The organism is Amycolatopsis sp. A133 (assembly GCF_031082405.1).
Classification (GTDB): Bacteria; Actinomycetota; Actinomycetes; order Mycobacteriales; family Pseudonocardiaceae; genus Amycolatopsis.
In genome coordinates this window covers 349,104-366,758 of sequence record NZ_JAVHJU010000004.1, presented here as the reverse complement: position 1 = coordinate 366,758, position 17,655 = coordinate 349,104, and the positions used below count along the sequence as shown (strand labels likewise).

18 protein-coding genes are annotated in these 17,655 nt (G+C 71.4%); 11 read left to right on the top strand and 7 right to left on the bottom strand.

Annotated features, from left to right (window positions below; translation table 11 throughout):
- The first annotated feature begins 80 nt into the window (after nt 1–80).
- The 4 genes from Q5425_RS05905 to Q5425_RS05890 are packed head-to-tail and all read left to right on the top strand — an operon-like array spanning nt 81 to nt 2,978.
- Nucleotides 81–710, top strand: coding sequence for a riboflavin synthase (locus Q5425_RS05905; protein ID WP_308671066.1), 630 nt, complete (start codon nt 81–83; stop codon nt 708–710).
- Nucleotides 707–2,035 (top strand): bifunctional 3,4-dihydroxy-2-butanone-4-phosphate synthase/GTP cyclohydrolase II, encoded by a 1,329-nt coding sequence (locus Q5425_RS05900; RefSeq protein ID WP_308671065.1) that lies wholly within the window; start codon nt 707–709, stop codon nt 2,033–2,035. The genes Q5425_RS05905 and Q5425_RS05900 overlap by 4 nt, the downstream gene beginning before the upstream one ends.
- The gene (gene ribH, locus Q5425_RS05895) at nt 2,032–2,538 is read left to right on the top strand and encodes a 6,7-dimethyl-8-ribityllumazine synthase (protein WP_308671064.1); all 507 of its coding nucleotides are present in this window, start codon (nt 2,032–2,034) and stop codon (nt 2,536–2,538) included. The genes Q5425_RS05900 and ribH overlap by 4 nt, the downstream gene beginning before the upstream one ends.
- On the top strand, nt 2,535–2,978 hold the full coding sequence (locus Q5425_RS05890; RefSeq protein ID WP_308671063.1) for a PH domain-containing protein: 444 nt from the start codon (nt 2,535–2,537) through the stop codon (nt 2,976–2,978). The genes ribH and Q5425_RS05890 overlap by 4 nt, the downstream gene beginning before the upstream one ends.
- 143 nt (nt 2,979–3,121) lie before the next feature.
- Here Q5425_RS05890 and Q5425_RS05885 read toward each other — a convergent pair whose 3' ends face one another.
- Both Q5425_RS05885 and Q5425_RS05880 read right to left on the bottom strand, forming a co-directional pair.
- Nucleotides 3,122–3,898 (bottom strand): exodeoxyribonuclease III, encoded by a 777-nt coding sequence (locus Q5425_RS05885; protein ID WP_308671062.1) that lies wholly within the window; start codon nt 3,896–3,898, stop codon nt 3,122–3,124.
- 70 nt (nt 3,899–3,968) lie between these two features.
- A complete protein-coding gene (locus Q5425_RS05880) occupies nt 3,969–4,685 on the bottom strand; it encodes a trypsin-like serine protease (protein WP_308671061.1) in 717 nt (238 codons plus the stop codon).
- A 167-nt stretch (nt 4,686–4,852) separates the two neighbouring features.
- Here Q5425_RS05880 and uvrC point away from each other — a divergent pair, with 167 nt between their 5' ends.
- Genes uvrC through whiA form a run of 4 tightly spaced genes read left to right on the top strand, consistent with a single transcriptional unit; the run spans nt 4,853 to nt 9,694 of the window.
- Nucleotides 4,853–6,808, top strand: coding sequence for an excinuclease ABC subunit UvrC (uvrC, locus tag Q5425_RS05875; protein WP_308671060.1), 1,956 nt, complete (start codon nt 4,853–4,855; stop codon nt 6,806–6,808).
- A gap of 42 nt (nt 6,809–6,850) precedes the next feature.
- The gene (gene rapZ, locus Q5425_RS05870; protein ID WP_003101350.1) at nt 6,851–7,708 is read left to right on the top strand and encodes an RNase adapter RapZ; all 858 of its coding nucleotides are present in this window, start codon (nt 6,851–6,853) and stop codon (nt 7,706–7,708) included.
- Between the two features lies 1 nt (nt 7,709).
- Entirely contained in the window at nt 7,710–8,702 is a 993-nt protein-coding gene (yvcK, locus tag Q5425_RS05865; RefSeq protein WP_308671426.1) for a uridine diphosphate-N-acetylglucosamine-binding protein YvcK, read from the top strand.
- A complete protein-coding gene (whiA, locus tag Q5425_RS05860; protein WP_308671059.1) occupies nt 8,702–9,694 on the top strand; it encodes a DNA-binding protein WhiA in 993 nt (330 codons plus the stop codon). The genes yvcK and whiA overlap by 1 nt, the downstream gene beginning before the upstream one ends.
- Nucleotides 9,695–9,710: 16 nt before the next feature.
- On the opposite strand, the gene Q5425_RS05855 is transcribed toward whiA, so the two are convergent.
- Nucleotides 9,711–10,235, bottom strand: coding sequence for a hypothetical protein (locus tag Q5425_RS05855; RefSeq protein ID WP_308671058.1), 525 nt, complete (start codon nt 10,233–10,235; stop codon nt 9,711–9,713).
- A gap of 146 nt (nt 10,236–10,381) precedes the next feature.
- Here Q5425_RS05855 and Q5425_RS05850 point away from each other — a divergent pair, with 146 nt between their 5' ends.
- Entirely contained in the window at nt 10,382–11,341 is a 960-nt protein-coding gene (locus Q5425_RS05850; protein WP_308671057.1) for a glucosyl-3-phosphoglycerate synthase, read from the top strand.
- Here Q5425_RS05850 and Q5425_RS05845 read toward each other — a convergent pair.
- On the bottom strand, nt 11,291–12,193 hold the full coding sequence (locus tag Q5425_RS05845) for a sterol desaturase family protein (RefSeq protein WP_308671056.1): 903 nt from the start codon (nt 12,191–12,193) through the stop codon (nt 11,291–11,293). The genes Q5425_RS05850 and Q5425_RS05845 overlap by 51 nt on opposite strands.
- Before the next feature lie 70 nt (nt 12,194–12,263).
- Here Q5425_RS05845 and Q5425_RS05840 point away from each other — a divergent pair, with 70 nt between their 5' ends.
- Both Q5425_RS05840 and Q5425_RS05835 read left to right on the top strand, forming a co-directional pair.
- Nucleotides 12,264–12,872, top strand: a complete 609-nt coding sequence (locus Q5425_RS05840; protein ID WP_308671055.1) for a TetR/AcrR family transcriptional regulator — start codon at nt 12,264–12,266, stop codon at nt 12,870–12,872.
- Between the two features lie 235 nt (nt 12,873–13,107).
- Nucleotides 13,108–13,476 (top strand): hypothetical protein, encoded by a 369-nt coding sequence (locus tag Q5425_RS05835; protein WP_308671054.1) that lies wholly within the window; start codon nt 13,108–13,110, stop codon nt 13,474–13,476.
- Between the two features lie 48 nt (nt 13,477–13,524).
- Here Q5425_RS05835 and Q5425_RS05830 read toward each other — a convergent pair whose 3' ends face one another.
- The 3 genes from Q5425_RS05830 to Q5425_RS05820 all read right to left on the bottom strand — a co-directional run bounded on the left by Q5425_RS05830 (nt 13,525) and on the right by Q5425_RS05820 (nt 17,603).
- Nucleotides 13,525–16,089 (bottom strand): PQQ-dependent sugar dehydrogenase, encoded by a 2,565-nt coding sequence (locus tag Q5425_RS05830; protein WP_308671053.1) that lies wholly within the window; start codon nt 16,087–16,089, stop codon nt 13,525–13,527.
- Between the two features lie 203 nt (nt 16,090–16,292).
- On the bottom strand, nt 16,293–17,126 hold the full coding sequence (locus tag Q5425_RS05825; protein ID WP_308671052.1) for a coproporphyrinogen III oxidase: 834 nt from the start codon (nt 17,124–17,126) through the stop codon (nt 16,293–16,295).
- Nucleotides 17,127–17,165: 39 nt separating this feature from the next.
- Nucleotides 17,166–17,603: a PPOX class F420-dependent oxidoreductase gene (locus Q5425_RS05820; RefSeq protein ID WP_308671051.1), complete on the bottom strand. Its 438-nt coding sequence runs from the start codon at nt 17,601–17,603 to the stop codon at nt 17,166–17,168.
- Nucleotides 17,604–17,655 lie beyond the last annotated feature (52 nt).

Genomic DNA, 17,655 nt, shown 5'->3' with positions numbered 1-17,655 from the left:
CACCGGAGAAGCCACCGGGCCGCCGCGGGTGTTGGATGGGAGGACCGGCTCACAGACTGGCTTACAGGGAGGCAGCGCACGTGTTCACCGGCATAGTCGAGGAGATCGGCGAGATCACCGCGGTCGAGCAGCTGACCAACGCGGCCCGGCTGCGCGTCCGCGGCCCGCTGGTCACCAGCGACGCCGGGCACGGCGACTCGATCGCGGTCAGCGGCGTGTGCCTGACCGTGGTCGAGGTGGCGGGCGGCGAGTTCACCGTCGACGTCGTCCACGAGACGCTGCAGCGGTCGAGCCTGGCCAAGGTCGCGGTCGGCGACCGGGTCAACCTCGAACGCGCCACCCCGGCCGGCGGCCGGCTCGGCGGGCACATCATGCAGGGTCACGTCGACGGGACCGGCGTGTTCCTCGGCCGCGACGAAAACGGCGTCACGACGTTCGCGCTGCCCGCGCACCTGGCGCGGTACGTCGTCGAGAAGGGCTCGATCGCGGTCGACGGGATCTCCCTGACGGTGGCCGCGGTCGGCGCCGACCAGTTCAAGGTGGCGTTGATCCCGACCACCCTGGAGGCGACCACGCTCGGCGGCCGGGAGGCCGGCGACCTGGTCAACCTCGAGGTCGACGTGGTCGCGAAGTACGTGGAAAAGCTGGCCGAGGCCCACATCCGCGACCAGGTGCACAATCGGGACGGCGGCACGGAGGAGCGGTCATGAGCGAGACGAGTGCGGCAGAGCCCGAAGCGGGCTGGACCCCGTGCGGCAGCGGAGCGGTGTTCGACGCCGACGCCATCGAGCGGGCGATCGCGGACATCGGGGCCGGCCGCGCGGTCGTCGTGGTCGACGACGAGGACCGCGAGAACGAGGGCGACCTGATCTTCGCCGCCGAGAAGGCGACGCCCGAGCTGCTGGCCTTCATGGTCCGCTACACCTCGGGGTACGTCTGCGTGGCGCTCACCGAGTCCGAAGCGGACCGGCTCGACCTGCCGCCGATGTACCACACGAACCAGGATGCGCGGGGCACCGCGTACAGCGTCACGGTCGACGCCGCCGAGGGCATCAGCACCGGCATCTCCGCCGCCGACCGCGCGCACACGATCCGGCTGCTGGCCGACCCGTCGTCCACGGCGAAGGACTTCCGCCGTCCCGGCCACGTCGTGCCGCTGCGGGCCAAGGAAGGCGGTGTGCTGCGCCGCCCCGGGCACACCGAGGCGTCGGTCGACCTGGCCCGGATGGCCGGGCTCGCCCCGGCCGGCGTGCTCTGCGAGATCGTGTCGCAGAAGGACGAAGGCGACATGGCCCGCCGCGACGAGCTCGAGGTGTTCGCCGCCGACCACGACCTCGCGATCATCACCATCGCCGACCTGATCGCCTACCGCCGCCGCACCGAGAAGCAGGTCGAGCGGGTCGCCGAGGCCCGCATCCCGCTGGCCGCGGGCACGTTCCGCGCGGTCGGCTACGACTCGCTGCTGGACGGCATCGAGCACGTCGCGTTCGTCTACGGCGAGATCGGCGACGGCCAGGACATCCTGGTGCGCGTGCACTCGGAGTGCCTCACCGGCGACGTCTTCGGCTCGCTGCGCTGCGACTGCGGCCCGCAGCTGGAGGCGGCACTGGAAGCGGTGGCCACCGAAGGCCGCGGCGTCGTGCTCTACATCCGCGGCCACGAGGGCCGCGGCATCGGCCTGCTGCACAAGCTGCAGGCCTACCAGCTGCAGGACGACGGGGCGGACACCGTCGACGCCAACCTCGCCCTCGGTGTCCCGGCCGACGCCCGCGACTACGGCACCGGCGCGCAGATCCTGTGCGACCTCGGCGTCCGCACCATGCGGCTGCTGTCGAACAACCCGGCCAAGCGGATCGGTCTCGAGGGCTACGGCCTGCGCGTCACCGGGCGGGTGCCGCTGCCGATCTCGCCGAACCCGGAGAACCTGCGCTACCTGCGGACCAAGCGCGACCGGATGGGCCACGACCTGGCCCAGCTGGAGCACTACGACCAGGTCGGCGCGGGCCCCGAGCACGCCGATGGAGGAGCACTGTGAGCGGCGAAGGCCGTCCGGACGTCAAGCTGGACCTCTCCGACTGCAAGTCGCTGAAGCTCGGCATCGTCGCCACCCGGTGGAACGCGGACATCACCGGCGTCCTGCTGGAGCGGGCGCTGGTCGCGGCGAAGGAGGCCGACCTCGAGGAGGAGCCGACGGTCGTCCACGTCGCGGGTGCGGTCGAGCTCCCGGTGGTGGCGCAGGCGCTGGCCCGCAACCACGACGCGGTGGTCGCCCTCGGCGTCGTCATCCGCGGCGGCACCCCGCACTTCGAGTACGTGTGCGACGCGGTGACGGCCGGCCTGACCCGGGTGGCGCTCGACGAGAGCACCCCGGTCGGCAACGGCGTGCTGACGTGCGACACGCACGAGCAGGCCGTCGACCGGTCGGGCCGTCCGGGCGCGAAGGAGGACAAGGGGTACGAGGCGACGGTGGCCGCCCTGGACTCCGCGCACGTGCTGCGGAGCCTGCGCCAGCCGTGGACCGAGCGGGGTTTCGTGTGAGCGTGCAGACTCTCCTGGTGATCCGCCCGCGGCGCGCGATGATCATGTGCAGCGTGCTGGCGGTGGCGCTGCTGGCGGTGTTCGTCGTGGTGGCGGTCCTGCTGCGCAACGGCGACACGGGAGTGCGCTTCCAGCGCTCCGACCAGGCGGCGATGGTGGGCATCGGCATCCTGCTGGCGTGCGGGGTGATGCTGTTCGCGATCGCGCGGGTCCGGGCGGACGCCGAGGGCATCGAAGTCCGCAACGTGCTGGTCACCCGCCGTTTCGCGTGGAGCGACGTGCTGTCGGTGAGTTTCCCCGACGGGGCGTCGTGGGCGCGGCTGGAGCTGCCGGACGACGAGTACCACGCGGTGATGGCGGTCCAGGCCGTCGACCGGGACCGGGCGGTGGAAGCGGTGCGGGCCCTGCGGAAACTGCACCGCGCGGCCACGGGCGGCTGACGCGCGGCTTCTCATGCGCCCCAATGTGGCGTTGGTTGCGTCCAACGCACCGAACGCCACATTGGGTGCGTCTGACGCACCGAACGCCACATTGGGTGCGTCTGACGCACCGAACGCCACATTGGGGCGTTTGGGGCCGGGGGTCAGAGGTTCAGGTCGACCACGATCGGCGCGTGGTCCGAAGGGCCCTTCCCCTTCCGCGCATTCCGGTCCACATAGGAATCCGTCACCGCCGACGTGAACGGCTCGTTCCCGTACACCAGGTCGATGCGCATGCCCTTGTTGTTCGGGAAGTTCCCCGCCCGGTAGTCCCAGTACGTGAACGGGTGGTCGTACTTCAGCGGCCGCGGGAAGACGTCCGACAAGCCCAGGTCCCGCAGCCGGGCCAGGGCGTCGCGCTCCGGCTTCGTCACGTGGGTCGACTCCGCGAACAGCGCGATGTCCCACACGTCCGCGTCCGTCGGCGCCACGTTGAAGTCGCCCAGGACCGCGAACGGCCCCGAAGACACCTCCGAAGCGACCAGGGACCGCAGCGCCTCCAGCCACTCCAGCTTGTACGCGTAGTGCGGGTTGTCCGGCTCGCGCCCGTTGGGCACGTACACCGACCACACCCGCACCCCGCCGCACGTGGCCCCGATCGCGCGGGCCTCCGACGCCCCGTCGAACTGCGGCTCGCCCGGCAGCCCGCGGACCACGTCGGACAGGCCCACCCGCGAGACGATGCCCACGCCGTTCCAGCGCCCGAGCCCGTACGCCGCGACCTCGTAACCCAGCGCCTCGATCTCGGCCGCCGGGAACGCCTCGGTCGTGTTCTTCAGCTCCTGCAGGCACAGCACGTCCGGCGCCGTCTCCTCCAGGAAACCCAGCACGCGGGGCAGGCGGGGGACGATGGAGTTCACGTTCCAGGTGGCGATCCGCATGCCCGCGAGCATCCCACACGCCACCGACAGAACCGGGGCGGCGCCGCAGCGCCGCCCCGGAAAAGCCCGGTCAGACGCCCGAAGTCGTCCGGATCCAGGACCGGCTCGCCGCCACGCTCGCGTAGTTGTTTGTGCCGCGCGTGTTCGACCCGCTCTGGTTCTGGACCGTCGACGCGACGCCGACCTGGACCCCGCCGGAGACCTGCGGCCCGCCCGAGTCGCCCTTCCACGCCGAGCCGTTGACGCCGACGCTCTGGATCGCGCGGCCGCCGTAGGCGTCCGTGGAGCGGCCGGTCACCTGGACGTTCGCCGTCTTCAGCGACGTCGCCGGCGGGCCGGTCGGGGTGGTGCGGCCCCAGCCGTAGATCTGGTTGGTGCTGCCGGTGGCCGGGTCCGAGCTGCCCAGCGAGATCGGCGAGGTGCTCGTGGCCGCGGCCAGGTGCAGCAGCGCGATGTCGCCGTTCGGGGACTCGTACTCGCGGTCGACGGCGATCTTCGTGCCCGACAGCAGCGTGTTGCTGCCGACCCGGACGTACATGCCCGAGCCGTCCTGGTCGAGGCAGTGCACGGCGGTCAGCACCCAGCGCGAGGCGATGACCGTGCCCGAGCAGTTGAAGCCCTGGTAGTCGCGCCCGGGCGTGTTCACGTACACCTGGGCACCCCAGGAAACCGACGGCGCGGTGGTGCCGCCGACGATGTCGGTCTGGGCGGAGGCGGGGACGACCGCGGCGAGGGTCGCGGCGACGGCGACCGCGGAGGCGGCGCCGAAGAGACGGAGAGAACGCAAGGCGGTGATCCTTTCGGTGGGGGACCGGATCGGCCGGTCGGAAAGTAACCACCGCGTCACAGGTGCGGACACCGACGAAGGTCGGAAACGGACGAACACCCTACTTCCGGTGGGGCAGTCCCGGGGGTGTGCGGAAACTGTCGGTGCCGCCCCATAGTCTTGACAACGTGGCTGACCCGACCACCTACCGTCCCTCGCCGGGGAGCATCCCGGATGCCCCTGGCGTGTACAAATTCCGCGACGCGACCAAGCGGGTCATCTACGTCGGCAAGGCGAAAAGCCTCCGGAGCCGGCTGAACTCCTACTTCGCCGACCTCGCCGGCCTGCACCCGCGCACCCGGCAGATGGTGACCACGGCCGCGAGCGTCGAATGGACCGTCGTCACGACCGAGGTCGAGGCGCTCCAGCTCGAGTACAACTGGATCAAGGAGTTCGACCCGCGGTTCAACGTCCGCTACCGCGACGACAAGAGCTACCCGATGCTCGCGGTGACGTTGAACGAGGAGTTTCCGCGCCTGCACGTCTACCGCGGCGCGCGCAAGAAGGGCGTCCGGTACTTCGGGCCGTACGCGCACGCCTGGGCCATCCGCGAGACGCTGGACCTGCTGCTGCGCGTCTTCCCGGCGCGCACCTGCTCGGCCGGGGTGTTCCGCAGGCACGGCCAGATCGGCCGGCCCTGCCTGCTCGGCTACATCGACAAGTGCTCGGCGCCGTGCGTGGGCCGCGTCTCGGCCGACGAACACCGGGACATCGTCGAGGACTTCTGCGACTTCCTCGCCGGCAAGACCGACGTCATGATCAAGCGCCTCGATACCGAGATGGCCGCCGCGTCCGAAGAGCTGGAGTTCGAGCGCGCCGCCCGGCTGCGCGACGACCTCGGCGCGCTGCGCCGGGCCATGGAGAAGCAGGCCGTGGTGCTCGGCGACGGCACGGACGCCGACGTCGTCGCATTCGCCCACGACGACCTCGAGGCCGCCGTCCAGGTCTTCCACGTGCGCGGCGGCCGGGTCCGCGGCCAGCGCGGCTGGGTCATCGACAAGGCCGAGGAGATGGACGTCCCGGCGCTGGTCGACCACTTCCTCACCCAGTTCTACGGCGACGAGGCCGAGCTCGACGCCCGCGACGACGTCGACGCGGGGCCGGTGGTGCCGCGCGAGGTCCTGGTGCCGGAGCTGCCGGCGGACGCCGACGCGGTCGCGGAGTGGCTGAGCGGGCTGCGCGGGACGCGGGTGCAGCTGCGGGTACCGCAGCGCGGCGACAAGAAGGCGCTGGCCGAGACCGTGCAGCGCAACGCGGGGGAGGCGTTCACCCAGCACAAGCTGCGCCGCGCCGGCGACCTCACGGCCCGCTCGGCGGCGCTCACCGAGCTGCAGGAGTTCCTCGGCCTCGACACCGCGCCGCTGCGCATCGAGTGCATCGACATCAGCCACATCCAGGGCAGCGACGTCGTCGCGTCGCTGGTCGTCTTCGAGGACGGGCTCGCGCGCAAGTCCGAGTACCGGCGCTTCGCGCTGCGGGAGGCGGCCACCGAGGGTGACGTCGCTTCGATCGCCGAGGTCGTGCGACGCCGGTTCTACCGCTACCTCAAGGAAACCGCGGAGGAGTCGAGCACGCCCGGCCTCGACCCGGAGACCGGGCGGCCGAAGAAGTTCGCCTACCCGCCGAACCTGCTGGTCGTCGACGGTGCGGGCCCGCAGGCCACCGCGGCCGCGGACGTGCTGGCCGAGCTCGGCATCACCGACATCTCCGTGGTGGGGCTGGCCAAGCGGCTCGAAGAGGTCTGGCTGCCCGCCGACCCCGATCCGGTGATCCTGCCCCGGACGTCGGAGGGGCTGTACCTGCTGCAGCGGCTGCGTGACGAGGCTCACCGCTTCGCCATCGCCTACCACCGCGAGAAGCGGTCCAAGCGGCTGGTGACGTCCGAATTGGACAGTGTGCCCGGGCTGGGGCAGGCTCGCCGCAGCGCGCTGATCAAGCACTTCGGCTCGGTGAAGAAGCTCAAGCAGGCCAGGGTCGAAGAGATCGAGGCGGTGCCCGGCTTCGGCAGGCGCACCGCGGAGGCCGTGGTCGCCGCGCTGGCCGGGGAGTCCGGCGCGAGCAACGGCACAGGAGCAGGGGAGTAGGGAAACACAGTGAGTGCGCAAGAGGAGATCCGCGGCTCCGGCATGGAGGTCGCGGTCGTGTCCGGGTTGTCGGGGGCGGGCCGCAGCACCGCGGCCAAGTGCCTGGAGGACCTGGGCTGGTTCGTCGTCGACAACCTGCCCCCGGAGCTGATCGCCACCATGGTCGAGCTGGGTGCGCAGGCCCGCGGCGCGATCACGAAGGTGGCGGTGGTGATGGACGTGCGTTCGCGCGCGTTCACCGACGACCTGGCCTCGGTGATCAAGGACCTCGACGCCCGGGGCTACAAGCCGCGGGTGCTGTTCCTGGAGGCGACCGACGCCGTGCTGGTGCGGCGCTTCGAGGCCGTCCGCCGCGGCCACCCGATGCAGGGCGACGGACGGCTCGCCGACGGCATCACCGCGGAGCGGACGCTGCTGGAGCCGCTGCGCGAGGAGGCCGACCTGGTCCTCGACACGTCGTCGCTGTCGGTGCACGACCTGCGCGCCAAGATCGAGGACGCGTTCGGCTCGGAGGCGAGCACCCAGACCCGGGTCACCGTGCTGTCGTTCGGCTACAAGTACGGTCTGCCGATGGACGCCGACCTGGTGATGGACGTCCGGTTCCTGCCCAACCCGTTCTGGATCCCGGAGCTGCGCGAACACACGGGCCTCGACGGCGAGGTCCGCAACTACGTCCTCTCCCAGGAGGGCGCCGAGGAGTTCCTCGACCGCTACCACCAGCTGCTGCGGCTGATCGGCGCCGGCTACAAGCGCGAGGGCAAGCGGTACCTGACGCTGGCCGTCGGCTGCACCGGCGGCAAGCACCGCAGCGTGGCGCTGTCCGTGGAACTCGCCCAGCGTCTGTCCAAAGAGGACGGAATGGCCGTGAAGGTGGTGCACCGCGACCTTGGTCGTGAATAACGTGCGCGCGGTCGCCCTCGGGGGCGGCCACGGACTGCACGCCACGCTGTCCGCGGTGCGGCGGGTCACCCCCGACGTCACCGCGGTCGTGACCGTGGCCGACGACGGCGGATCGTCCGGCAGGCTGCGGCGCGAACTCGGCCTGCTGCCGCCGGGCGACCTGCGGCAGGCGTTCGCGGCCTTCGCCGCGGAAGACGGCGGCACGCTGTGGGCCGAAGTCTTCCAGCACCGCTTCGGCGGCGACGGCGCACTGGCCGGGCACGCGGTGGGCAACCTGCTGCTGGCCGGGCTGTTCGAGGTCCTCGGCGACCCGGTCGCCGCGCTCGACGAAGCCTGCCGGCTGATGGGCGTCTCGGGCCGCGTGCTGCCGATGTCGCCGGAGCCCCTGGAGATCGAGGGCCAGGTCAGCGGCCTCGACAGCGAGGACCCGGCGGCGCTGCGCACGATCCGCGGCCAGGTCGCGGTGGCCTCGACCCCGGGTCAGGTGCGGCGGGTCAGCCTGCGCTCGCCGGGCCGGGCCGGGCGTCCGCCGCTGGCGTGTGACGAAGCGGTCGAAGCGGTGCTGAACGCGGACGTCGTGTTCCTCGGGCCGGGCTCGTGGTTCACCAGTGTCCTGCCGCACCTGCTCGTGCCGGGGCTGCACGACGCGCTCGTGCGCACGGCCGCGACGAAGGCGCTCGTGCTCAACCTTGTCCCCCAGCCGGGGGAAACCGCGGGATTCTCGCCGGAGCGGCACCTCGACGTCCTCTTCGAGCACGCGCCCGATCTGCGGGTCGACGCGGTGATCGCGGACCGCGATTCCGTGCCCGACCCGGCGAATCTCCGCCGCGCGGCGGAACGGCTGGGCGGCCGGGCGCACCTGGGGGCGGTCGCCGACCCCGAAGTGCCGGGACGGCATGATCCTGATGCGCTCGCGCGGACGATGCGGGAGGCTCTCGGTCTCGGCAGGGACGGGGAGCACGGGGGAGGAGCGAAAGGCAGGGAGGGGCAGTAATGGCGATGACCGCCGCGGTGAAGGACGAGCTGAGCCGGCTGGAGATCACGAAGATCGGGCCGCGCCGGGCGGAGGTCGCGTCGCTGCTTCGCTTCGCCGGCGGGCTGCACATCGTGGCCGGCCGGGTGGTCGTGGAGGCGGAGCTGGACACGGGCTCGGTCGCGCGACGGCTGCGCAAGGAGATCCACGAGCTGTACGGCCACCATTCGGACGTCCACGTCATCACCGCCAGCGGGGGCCTGCGCAAGGGCACCCGGTACGTCGTGCGCGTGGTGAAGGACGGCGAGGGCCTGGCCCGCCAGACCGGGCTGATCGACCAGCGGGGCCGCCCGGTGCGCGGGCTGCCCGCGGCCGTGGTGTCCGGCGGCGTGGCCGACGCCGAAGCGGCGTGGCGGGGTGCGTTCCTCGCCCACGGGTCACTGACCGAGCCGGGCCGCTCGTCGTCGCTCGAGGTGACCTGCCCGGGCCCGGAGGCGGCGCTGGCGCTGGTCGGTGCGGCGCGCCGGATGGGTATCCAGGCGAAGTCCCGCGAGGTCCGCGGCGCGGACCGGGTGGTGGTCCGCGACGGCGACGCGATCGGCGCGCTGCTGACCCGCCTCGGCGCGCACACGAGCGTCCTGCAGTGGGAGGAACGCCGCATGCGCCGCGAGGTCCGCGCGACGGCGAACCGCCTGGCCAACTTCGACGACGCCAACCTCCGCCGCTCGGCCCGCGCGGCGGTGGCGGCGGCGGCCCGCGTGGAGCGCGCCCTGGAGATCCTCGGCGACACGGCCCCGGACCACCTCCTGGCGGCCGGCCGGCTCCGGCTGTCCAACCGGCAGGCGTCCCTGGAAGAACTGGGCCAGCTGTCGGAGCCGCAGATGACGAAGGACGCGGTCGCGGGCCGCATCCGCCGGCTGCTGGCCATGGCGGACAAGCGGGCCAAGGACCTGAACATCCCGGACACCGAGTCCGCGGTGACGCCGGAAATGCTGGAGGAAGAAGAGGCCTGACGAGGACGTGGCGCGGTCAGCCGTCGTCGTCCGCGCGGCCGTGGTGGGGGCATTCGGCCTCGTGCTTCGCGTTCCAGGCCGCGCGCATCGTTTCCTGCTGTCGTCCGAACTTGGCGTCGCGGCGTACTTGCCAGGGCGAGCGGGCCAGGCAACGGGTGACCAGCAGCTGGTGGGGCGCGTAGTCGTTGCCGCTGTCGGCGACCTCGAGCCCGGCCGCGGTGAGGATCTTCCGCATCGCCTCGGCCATCGCCTCGCCGATCGCGCCCGCCAGGCGGCCGAAAGCCGCGCATTCGGCGCCTTCCTGGAGCGGGTCCTCGGCCCAGGCTTCCGCGCTCGCGTCCCAGAAGACGGTGTGTGCCTGCCAGTCGACCGTCACGCCGCGCAGGTCGAGCACGTCGACCTGCACGACGGCGCCGGTCACGCCGACCGGGGTGTCGCCGGACGTCACCGTCAGCCCGGCCGCCACCAGCTCCTCCCGGACGGTGGTGGCGAGAACGTCCAGGCGGAACCGCCGGTCCTCGTCGTCGTGCACAGCTGTCATGGTGTCCCCCCCCCTGGTGGCTCGGATCGTAGCGCCGCGCGGGGTTAACCGGAGCCGCCATCTCGTAACACCCCGGTAGCACCGCGGTGCGGCCCTCGAAATGCGCGACCTCGAACCTCGGAGCCGAACGAGGGAAGGGGAACCGCATGCTGAAGGTTTCGCCGGAGATCGGCACCTGGCTCGCCCGGCGCAGCGGCAAGGCCGGGGATTGGACCACGGAGGAGCTCGTCGCGGCCAAGCGCGGCACCACCGTGTCCGTCGTCATCCCGGCCCGGAACGAGGAAGCCACCGTCGGGGCGATCGTCGCCGCCATCCGCGATGAGCTGCACGGCGTGCTCGTCGACGAAATCCTCGTCGTCGACAGCCGGTCCACCGACGCCACCGCCGAGGTGGCCGCCGCCGCGGGGGCCACCGTCGTCGCGCAGGACGCGGTCTTCCCGGCGCTCGAAGGGCTGGCCGGCAAGGGCGAAGCGCTGTGGAAGGGCGTCGCGGCGACCACCGGCGACCTCGTCGTCTTCGTCGACGGCGACCTCCACGACTTCACCACGGACTACGTCACCGGGCTGCTCGGCCCGCTGCTCACCGATCCGTCGGTGGCCTACGTCAAGGGCTTCTACCACCGGCCGCTCGGCACCGAAGCGGACGGCGGCGGCCGGGTCACCGAGCTCGTCGCGCGGCCGCTGCTCAACATGTTCTGGCCGGAGCTGGCCGGCTTCGTCCAGCCCTTGGCCGGCGAATACGCGGGCCGCCGCGAAGTGCTGGAAAGCATCCCGTTCGTCGCCAACTACGGCGTCGAGATCGGCCACCTCATCGACCTGCTGGAACAGCGCGGCCTCGACGCACTCGCCCAGGTCGACCTCGGCCACCGCGCGCACCGCCACCAGAGCACCCAGGCGCTGGGCCGGATGGCCGGGCAGATCATGCAGACGCTCTTCGACCGCCTCGAGCGTTACGGCCGGCTCGTCACCGCGGTCCCGCCGGCCACGCTGCTCGCACAGTTCCGGCGCGGGACGTCGCCCGGCGTCGAACGCGAGATCGTGCTGACCGACCTCACCTCACCGCAGCGCCCGCCCCTGAACAGCCTCGCGCTGAGGGACATCGCGTAGGTCGTGTCCGGGCCGCCAGCCGGGCGGCCCGAACACGTACCCCGCGCGCTCGCGCCAGGTCCGCGCCGCGCGCAGGTCGCGCAGGATCGAGCCGTACTCGTGGAAGCCGACCTTGAGCAGGTGGTACGTCCCGATGTTCGTCGTCAGCCCGTAGGTCGGCCGCTTGCCCTCCGGCACAAAACTGCCGAACAGCCGGTCCCAGACGATCAGGATGCCGCCGTAGTTGGCGTCCAGGTACTCGGCGTCGCTGCCGTGGTGCACGCGGTGGTGGGACGGGGTGTTGAAGACGTACTCGAACCAGCGCGGCAGCTTGCCGACCTTCTCGGTGTGCACGAAGAACTGGTAGACGAGGTCGATCGACAGCCCGGTGAGGATCATCCACGGCGGGATCCCGCACAGCGCCAGCACCGACCAGAACGGCAGCTGGAAGTACGGGGTCCACTTCTGGCGCAGCGCCGTGGAGAAGTTGTAGTGCTCGCTCGAGTGGTGCACCTGGTGCCCGGCCCAAAGCAGCCGCACGCGGTGGCTGGCCCGGTGGTAGGCGTAGAACACCAGTTCCTGGCCGAGCAGCATGAGCACCCACGTCCACCAGTCGCGCGGATCGAGCTGCACCGGCGCGAGTTCGAAGAGCGCGGCGAACACGACGAGCATCACCAAGCGGAACAGCGCGTTGACGCCGACGGCGACGGTGCCCATCAGCATGCTCGTCCGGGTGTCGGCGACGCTGTAGCCGACGACGTCGTCGTCGTGGCCCAGGACGTGCACCGCCACGATTTCGATCGTCACGAACAGCAGGAACACCGGAACCGCGAACAGCACGGGATCGCGCAGGTGCGCCAGGAACTCGGCCACGTCGCCTCCTCGAATCTGACCTGACGGTAACTTACCGTCGGGTCACTTTACGCACGGTAGGCTCTCGCGTGTGACGGAGTCAAGGGCGGTCGGGACCAAGGGGATGCCCCGCGAAGAGCGCGAGGCCCAGCTCGTCGTGGCCGGCACCGAAGAGTTCGGCCGGGCCGGGTACGCGGGGGCGTCGATGGTCGAGATCGCCCGCCGGGTCGGGGTCACCAAGCCGTTGCTGTACCAGTACTTCGGCTCGAAGGACGGGCTCTACCTGACCTGCCTGCACCGCGCGGGCGACCGGCTCACCGAGGGCGTCGCGACGACCATGGCGGCCGGCGGCGAGCCCGACCAGATGCCGCTGAAGGTCCTGTCCGCGATCTTCACGACGTTCGACCACGATCGCTACGCCTGGCGCCTCCTGCGCGACGCGACGGTGCCGGCGACGGGGGACATCGCCGCGGCGGCCGCGGACTACCGCCGCCGCCTCGACGCGTTCGCCGTGCTCGGCGCGACGCAGCTGCTGACCTCCCGCGGCCTGGCCGACCCGGCGGACATCGAGGCGGTCGCGCAGGTGTGGACGGGCGTGGTCGACTCGCTGATCGGCTGGTGGATCGACCGCCCGGAGGAAGACGCCGGCGCGATGACGGCCCGCTGCGCCCGGATCATGGGCGGGCTCTTCGGCTGGTGAGGTGCGGTGCGGGGCTTCGGTCTCCATCCGCGGGATCTGTCCACAGTGGACGTCGCCGTGGGCCACGGTGCGCAGGCCGGTCGGCATGGCGGAGACCACCGTCCGTTGCGATTTGCCGCTTTGCCCGCTTTCGCGGACACGGAGAGTGCCCCGCGCAGATTCCTTGCTCGAATGGCGTAGCGAAACCGGCCTCATCCGCGATTAATCTGGGAAGCCGTTCGTCGAGAGGTGTCCCATGCCCGAACCAGCCGCATCCGTCCCGGCCGATCCCCGGCTCGCCGCGCGGTTCACCGAGGACCTGCTCGACGGCTGCCGGGTCCTGGCCAAGGATTACGGCTACCGGCCCGCCCAGTTCGAACGCATGGTGCGCGAGCACGGCGGTGTCGAGGCGGCCCGCCTGCTGCTGCGCGGGGCGGGCACCGCGGGCGGGTTCACCGTGCTCTGGGAGAAGAACCAGCTCGGCCGCAGCTCCGAGGCGGTCATGCTCCGCGAGGAGTACGCCGACCTGTTCACCCCCGACGAGCTCCTGCTGGCCCGGCGCCGGCTGGAAGAACACGGGTTCGACGTCGACGCCCACCTGCGCCGGGTGGCGGGGACGCAGTGAGGGCGGCAGGGGTGACCGGCGCCGCTCCGGTCACCCCTGCCGCGGCTTTCAGGCGGCGGCGCTGGACTTGCCGCGCAGCACGACGTTCGCCGTCGACGCGCCCTTGATCGCCGTTTCGATCTGGGCCATCGTCGAGGACGACGTCAGGCCGGGGACCGAGGCGGTGTTCAGGGCGTAGAGCGTGAACGTGTACGGGTGGCTGGAGCCGCCCGGGCAGGGGCCGAAGAACTTCTGCGCGTTCGCCCCGCTGCCCATCGCCTTCTGCTTGGCGCCACCCTGGTCCGGCACGGTGTAGCCCGCGCCCAGCCCCTCCGGGAGGGAACGAGCCGCCGCGGGGACGTCCCAGATCGCCCAGTGCAGCTTGGTGCCGTTGTTGGCGACGTCGGCGAACACGACGGCGTAGCCCTTGGCGCCGTCGGCGGCCCCCCACGCGAGCGGCGGCGACGGGTCCTGGCCCGCCGTGCCGTCCCCGGCGCAGGTGTACTTGTCCGGGATGGTCGTGTTGTCGGCGAAGGCGGAGCTGGCCAGCTTGAAGCCGCCGGGGGCGGTACCGCCCGGGAACTTCAGCCGCACGATCACGTTGTCCAGCGCCGACGGCGTGCCGCCGTTCTTGTCGTTGTTCGTCGACGTCAGCCACAGCCCGCCGTCCGGGGTCTTGGTGACCGAGCGCAGCCGGCCCCAGCGGCCGGAGAACAGCGTCGACACCGTGCCGATACCGGTGCCGGCGGCGTTGATCTGCGTGGCGAACAGCTGCTGCCCGGTGACGCCGGCGATGTAGATCCAGTCGTTGACGATCTCCAGCCCGCTCGGCCCGGCCTGCGACGTCGACCAGGTCTTCTTCGGGGCGAGGTAACCGCTGCAGCTGCCCTGCGTGCCTTCGCAGCTCGGCCAGCCGAAGTTGCCGCCCTTCTGGATCAGGTTGAGCTCGTCCTGGCTGCTTTCGCCGAACTCCGCCGCCCACAGCTGGCCGCGGGAGTCCCAGGCCAGGCCTTGGGGGTTGCGGTGGCCGTAGCTCCAGACGTACCGGGCGTTGCCGCCGGTGGCGTAGAAGGGGTTGTCCGACGGCGCCGAGCCGTCCGGGTCGAGCCGCAGGATCTTGCCGTTGAGCGAGCTCTTGTTCTGCGCGTTGTCGCTGTTCTTGGCGTCACCCACGGTGGCGTACAGCTTGCCGTCCGGGCCGAACTTGATCCGGCCGCCGTTGTGGTAGCGGTTCTTCGCGATCCCGGTGAGCACCGGCGTCGACGTCGAGGACAGCGTGGTGCCGTCGTAGGTCATCTTCACGATCCGGTTGTCCCCGGATGCCGTGTGGTAGAGGTAGATCGTGTGGTCGGAGGCCCAGTTCGGCGAGATCGCCAGGCCGAGGAGGCCGCCTTCGCCGTTCGTGCCGACCGCGCCCGGCACCTTGCCCAGCGTGGTCTTCTGGCCGGACGGCGTCACCAGCAGGACCTCGAACCGGTCCCGCTCGGTCACCAGCGCGTTGCCGTTGGGGAGGAAGCCCACCGACCAGCCGAGGTCGACCTTCGTGATGTCCCGGTCGTACTCCGGGATGCCTCCGGCGCCGCCCGGGGCGCTGGTCTTCGCCGTGACGGCGTTGCCGGCGGCCGAGGTGTTGCCGTCGGGGTCACGGGCCTTGACGGTGAAGGTGTAGGAGGTGTTCGGGCCGAGGTCGGTGATCGTCGTGTTCAGTGACGTCGTCGTCGCCACCTTCGCGGTGCCCTGGTAGACGTCGTAGCCCGCGATCGTGCCGCTGTTGTCCGTGGAGGCGTTCCACGCCAGGGAAACGCTGTTCGCGGTGACGCCGGTGGCGCGCAGGCTGCCCGGCACGCTGGGCGGGGTGGTGTCGTCGCTCGGCGGCGTGGTGAAGGTGACCACGTTGCTCTGCTGCGAAGGGTTGCCTGCGGCGTCGTAGGCGCCGACCGAGATGTCGTACGCCGTGTTCGGGGTCAGGTTGTCGACGGTCGCGCTCGTGGTCGTCCCGTCCACGGTCTTGAGGATGTTGCCGCCGCGGTTGACCTCGTAGCGGACGACGCCGACGTTGTCCGTCGCGGCGGTCCAGGTGAAGGTCGCGGCCGTCGGCAGGATGGTGCTCGCCTTGAGGTTCGACGGCGGCGAGGGCGGTTCGCCGTCGACCGGCGCGGTGAAGGTGTCGGTGAGCTTGTCGGCGTTCGGGCCGCCGTTGGCGGTGGTCGCGGTGGTGCGGACCTTGTTGACGCCGGCGGTGAGCTGGACGGTCGCGGTGACGGTCTTCCAGGTCGTCCACGCGCCCGTGCCGGGGAAGTCGACGGTGCCCTTGTCGCCGCCGTCGACGGTCAGCTTCACCGGCCGGTTGTCGGCGGTTCCGTTGGCGTAGCGGAAGGTCAGCGTGTGCGTGCCCGCCTGGGCGGCGTTCACGGAGTATTCGACGTAGCTGCCGGCGACGTTGTCGAAGTTGACGAACCCGGTGCCGGAGTAGCCGGCGTGGTTCGACTCGACGGCGCCTTGCGAGATCGTGGCGCTTTCGGACTCGTAGCCGGTGTCCGCGGCGGAAGCGGTTACCGGGCTGACGGCGGTGAGGCCGAGCGCCGCGACGGCGGTACCGGCCAGTGCCGCGCGCCACGGTGGACGGGGTGCCACTGGGAGCCTCCTGCGTTGTCGGGGGACAGGGGGTGACCGGGGGCGGAATGGTCGGCGGACCACCGGCGAGCAATAGTTAGGAAAGTTTCCTATCTATGGGACAGATCACACACCCTCCGAGCGGGCCCTGTCAATACTCGACACGACGGCTCACGCAGTGTGCCAATGCTTTCCCGCTCAGCGGTGCGCCGGACCGCTCGGGGTCAGCCTGCCGTCACCGGGGTTTCGGCGGCCCAGTCGCGCGGAACGAGGAACGACGCCAGGTCCGCCTCCGCGCTCCCCGGCTCGGGCGTGAACTCGGACTCCCACCGCGCCAGCGGCGGCAGCGCCGTGAGGATCGCTTCGGCGTCGGCCCGCACCGCGGTCGCCGCGTCGTGGACGAGCGTGAACTCCACGTACCGGCCCCGGCGGTAGAGCTGCCACTGCCGTTCGCGCTCGCCGTGCGGGATGTCCCTGCGCCGCCGCACGATCGGGAAGTACGCCGGCGCGATCGTGGCGATGCCCGCCGCCGTGAACGCCGCCGCGCGCCGCCAGCCGTCCGGGCCGGGCAGGCGCAGGTGGTCGAACACGATGCCGCCGATGCCGCGGGCCTCGTCGCGGTGGGGGAGCCGGAAGCGGTCGTCGCACGCGCGCTTCGCCTGCGCGTGGAACGCCGGGTCGAGCGTGTCGCAGAAGCTCTTCAGCACCCGGTGGAAGTGGGTCGCGTCCGAGGCGAAGCCGTAGCAGGGGAGGAGGTCGACGCTGCCGCCGAACCACCACGCGTCCGCGGTTTCGCGGTAGCGGAAGTGCGCCTGGAACGCCGGGACGTACGGGTTGCGCGGGTGGAGCACGACCGACAGCCCGGCTGTGAAGAACTCGTCCGTGAAAACCGTGCCGACGACGGCCCGTTCGAAGACCTGCCCGTTTTCCAGCACCCGCGTGCGGCCGGACCGGCCGAAGCGCCCCTCGCCGTCGAGGCGTTCCAGCTCGGCCACCAGCTCCCGCTGGCCGGCGCTGACGATCGCCTTGACGGCGTCGTGTCTGTCCCCTGAAGGCATACCCCCACCCCCAGGAGGCAGATTACCAGCGAACCGGGGTCAGCCGGCGATGTCGGCGCGGGCGATCACCTTCGTGATCTTCGCCCGGACGAGGGATTCCTCCGGGACGGCGTTGCGCTTGCCGTACGCCTCGGCCTGCTCGGCACCCATGTACCGGCCGCCCAGTTTTGTCGCCCAGGCGAGCATGTCGTCGAGGTCGTGGGTCAGCCGCGCCTCGGCGGTGAACTGCACGTAGGAGTACGGCGGCCGCTGGTCGTCGACGGCCAGCGAGATGCGCCCGTCCCGGGCGATGGCCTTGCCCTTGAGCGTCTCGGTGCCGGTGGTGAAGATCAGCTCGTCGCCGTCCGGGCCCTCGTTCAGGAGGAACCAGATCGGGGTGACGATCGGGGAGCCGTCCTTCCGGACCAGGCCCAGCATGCCGGTCCGGGTGCCTTCGGACACGAACTTCCACCACTCGTCACGGCTCATCTCACGCATGAGAGGGACGTTAGCCCGTCACCCGGGCGTGCGCAGAGGGTGGCCGACTAGC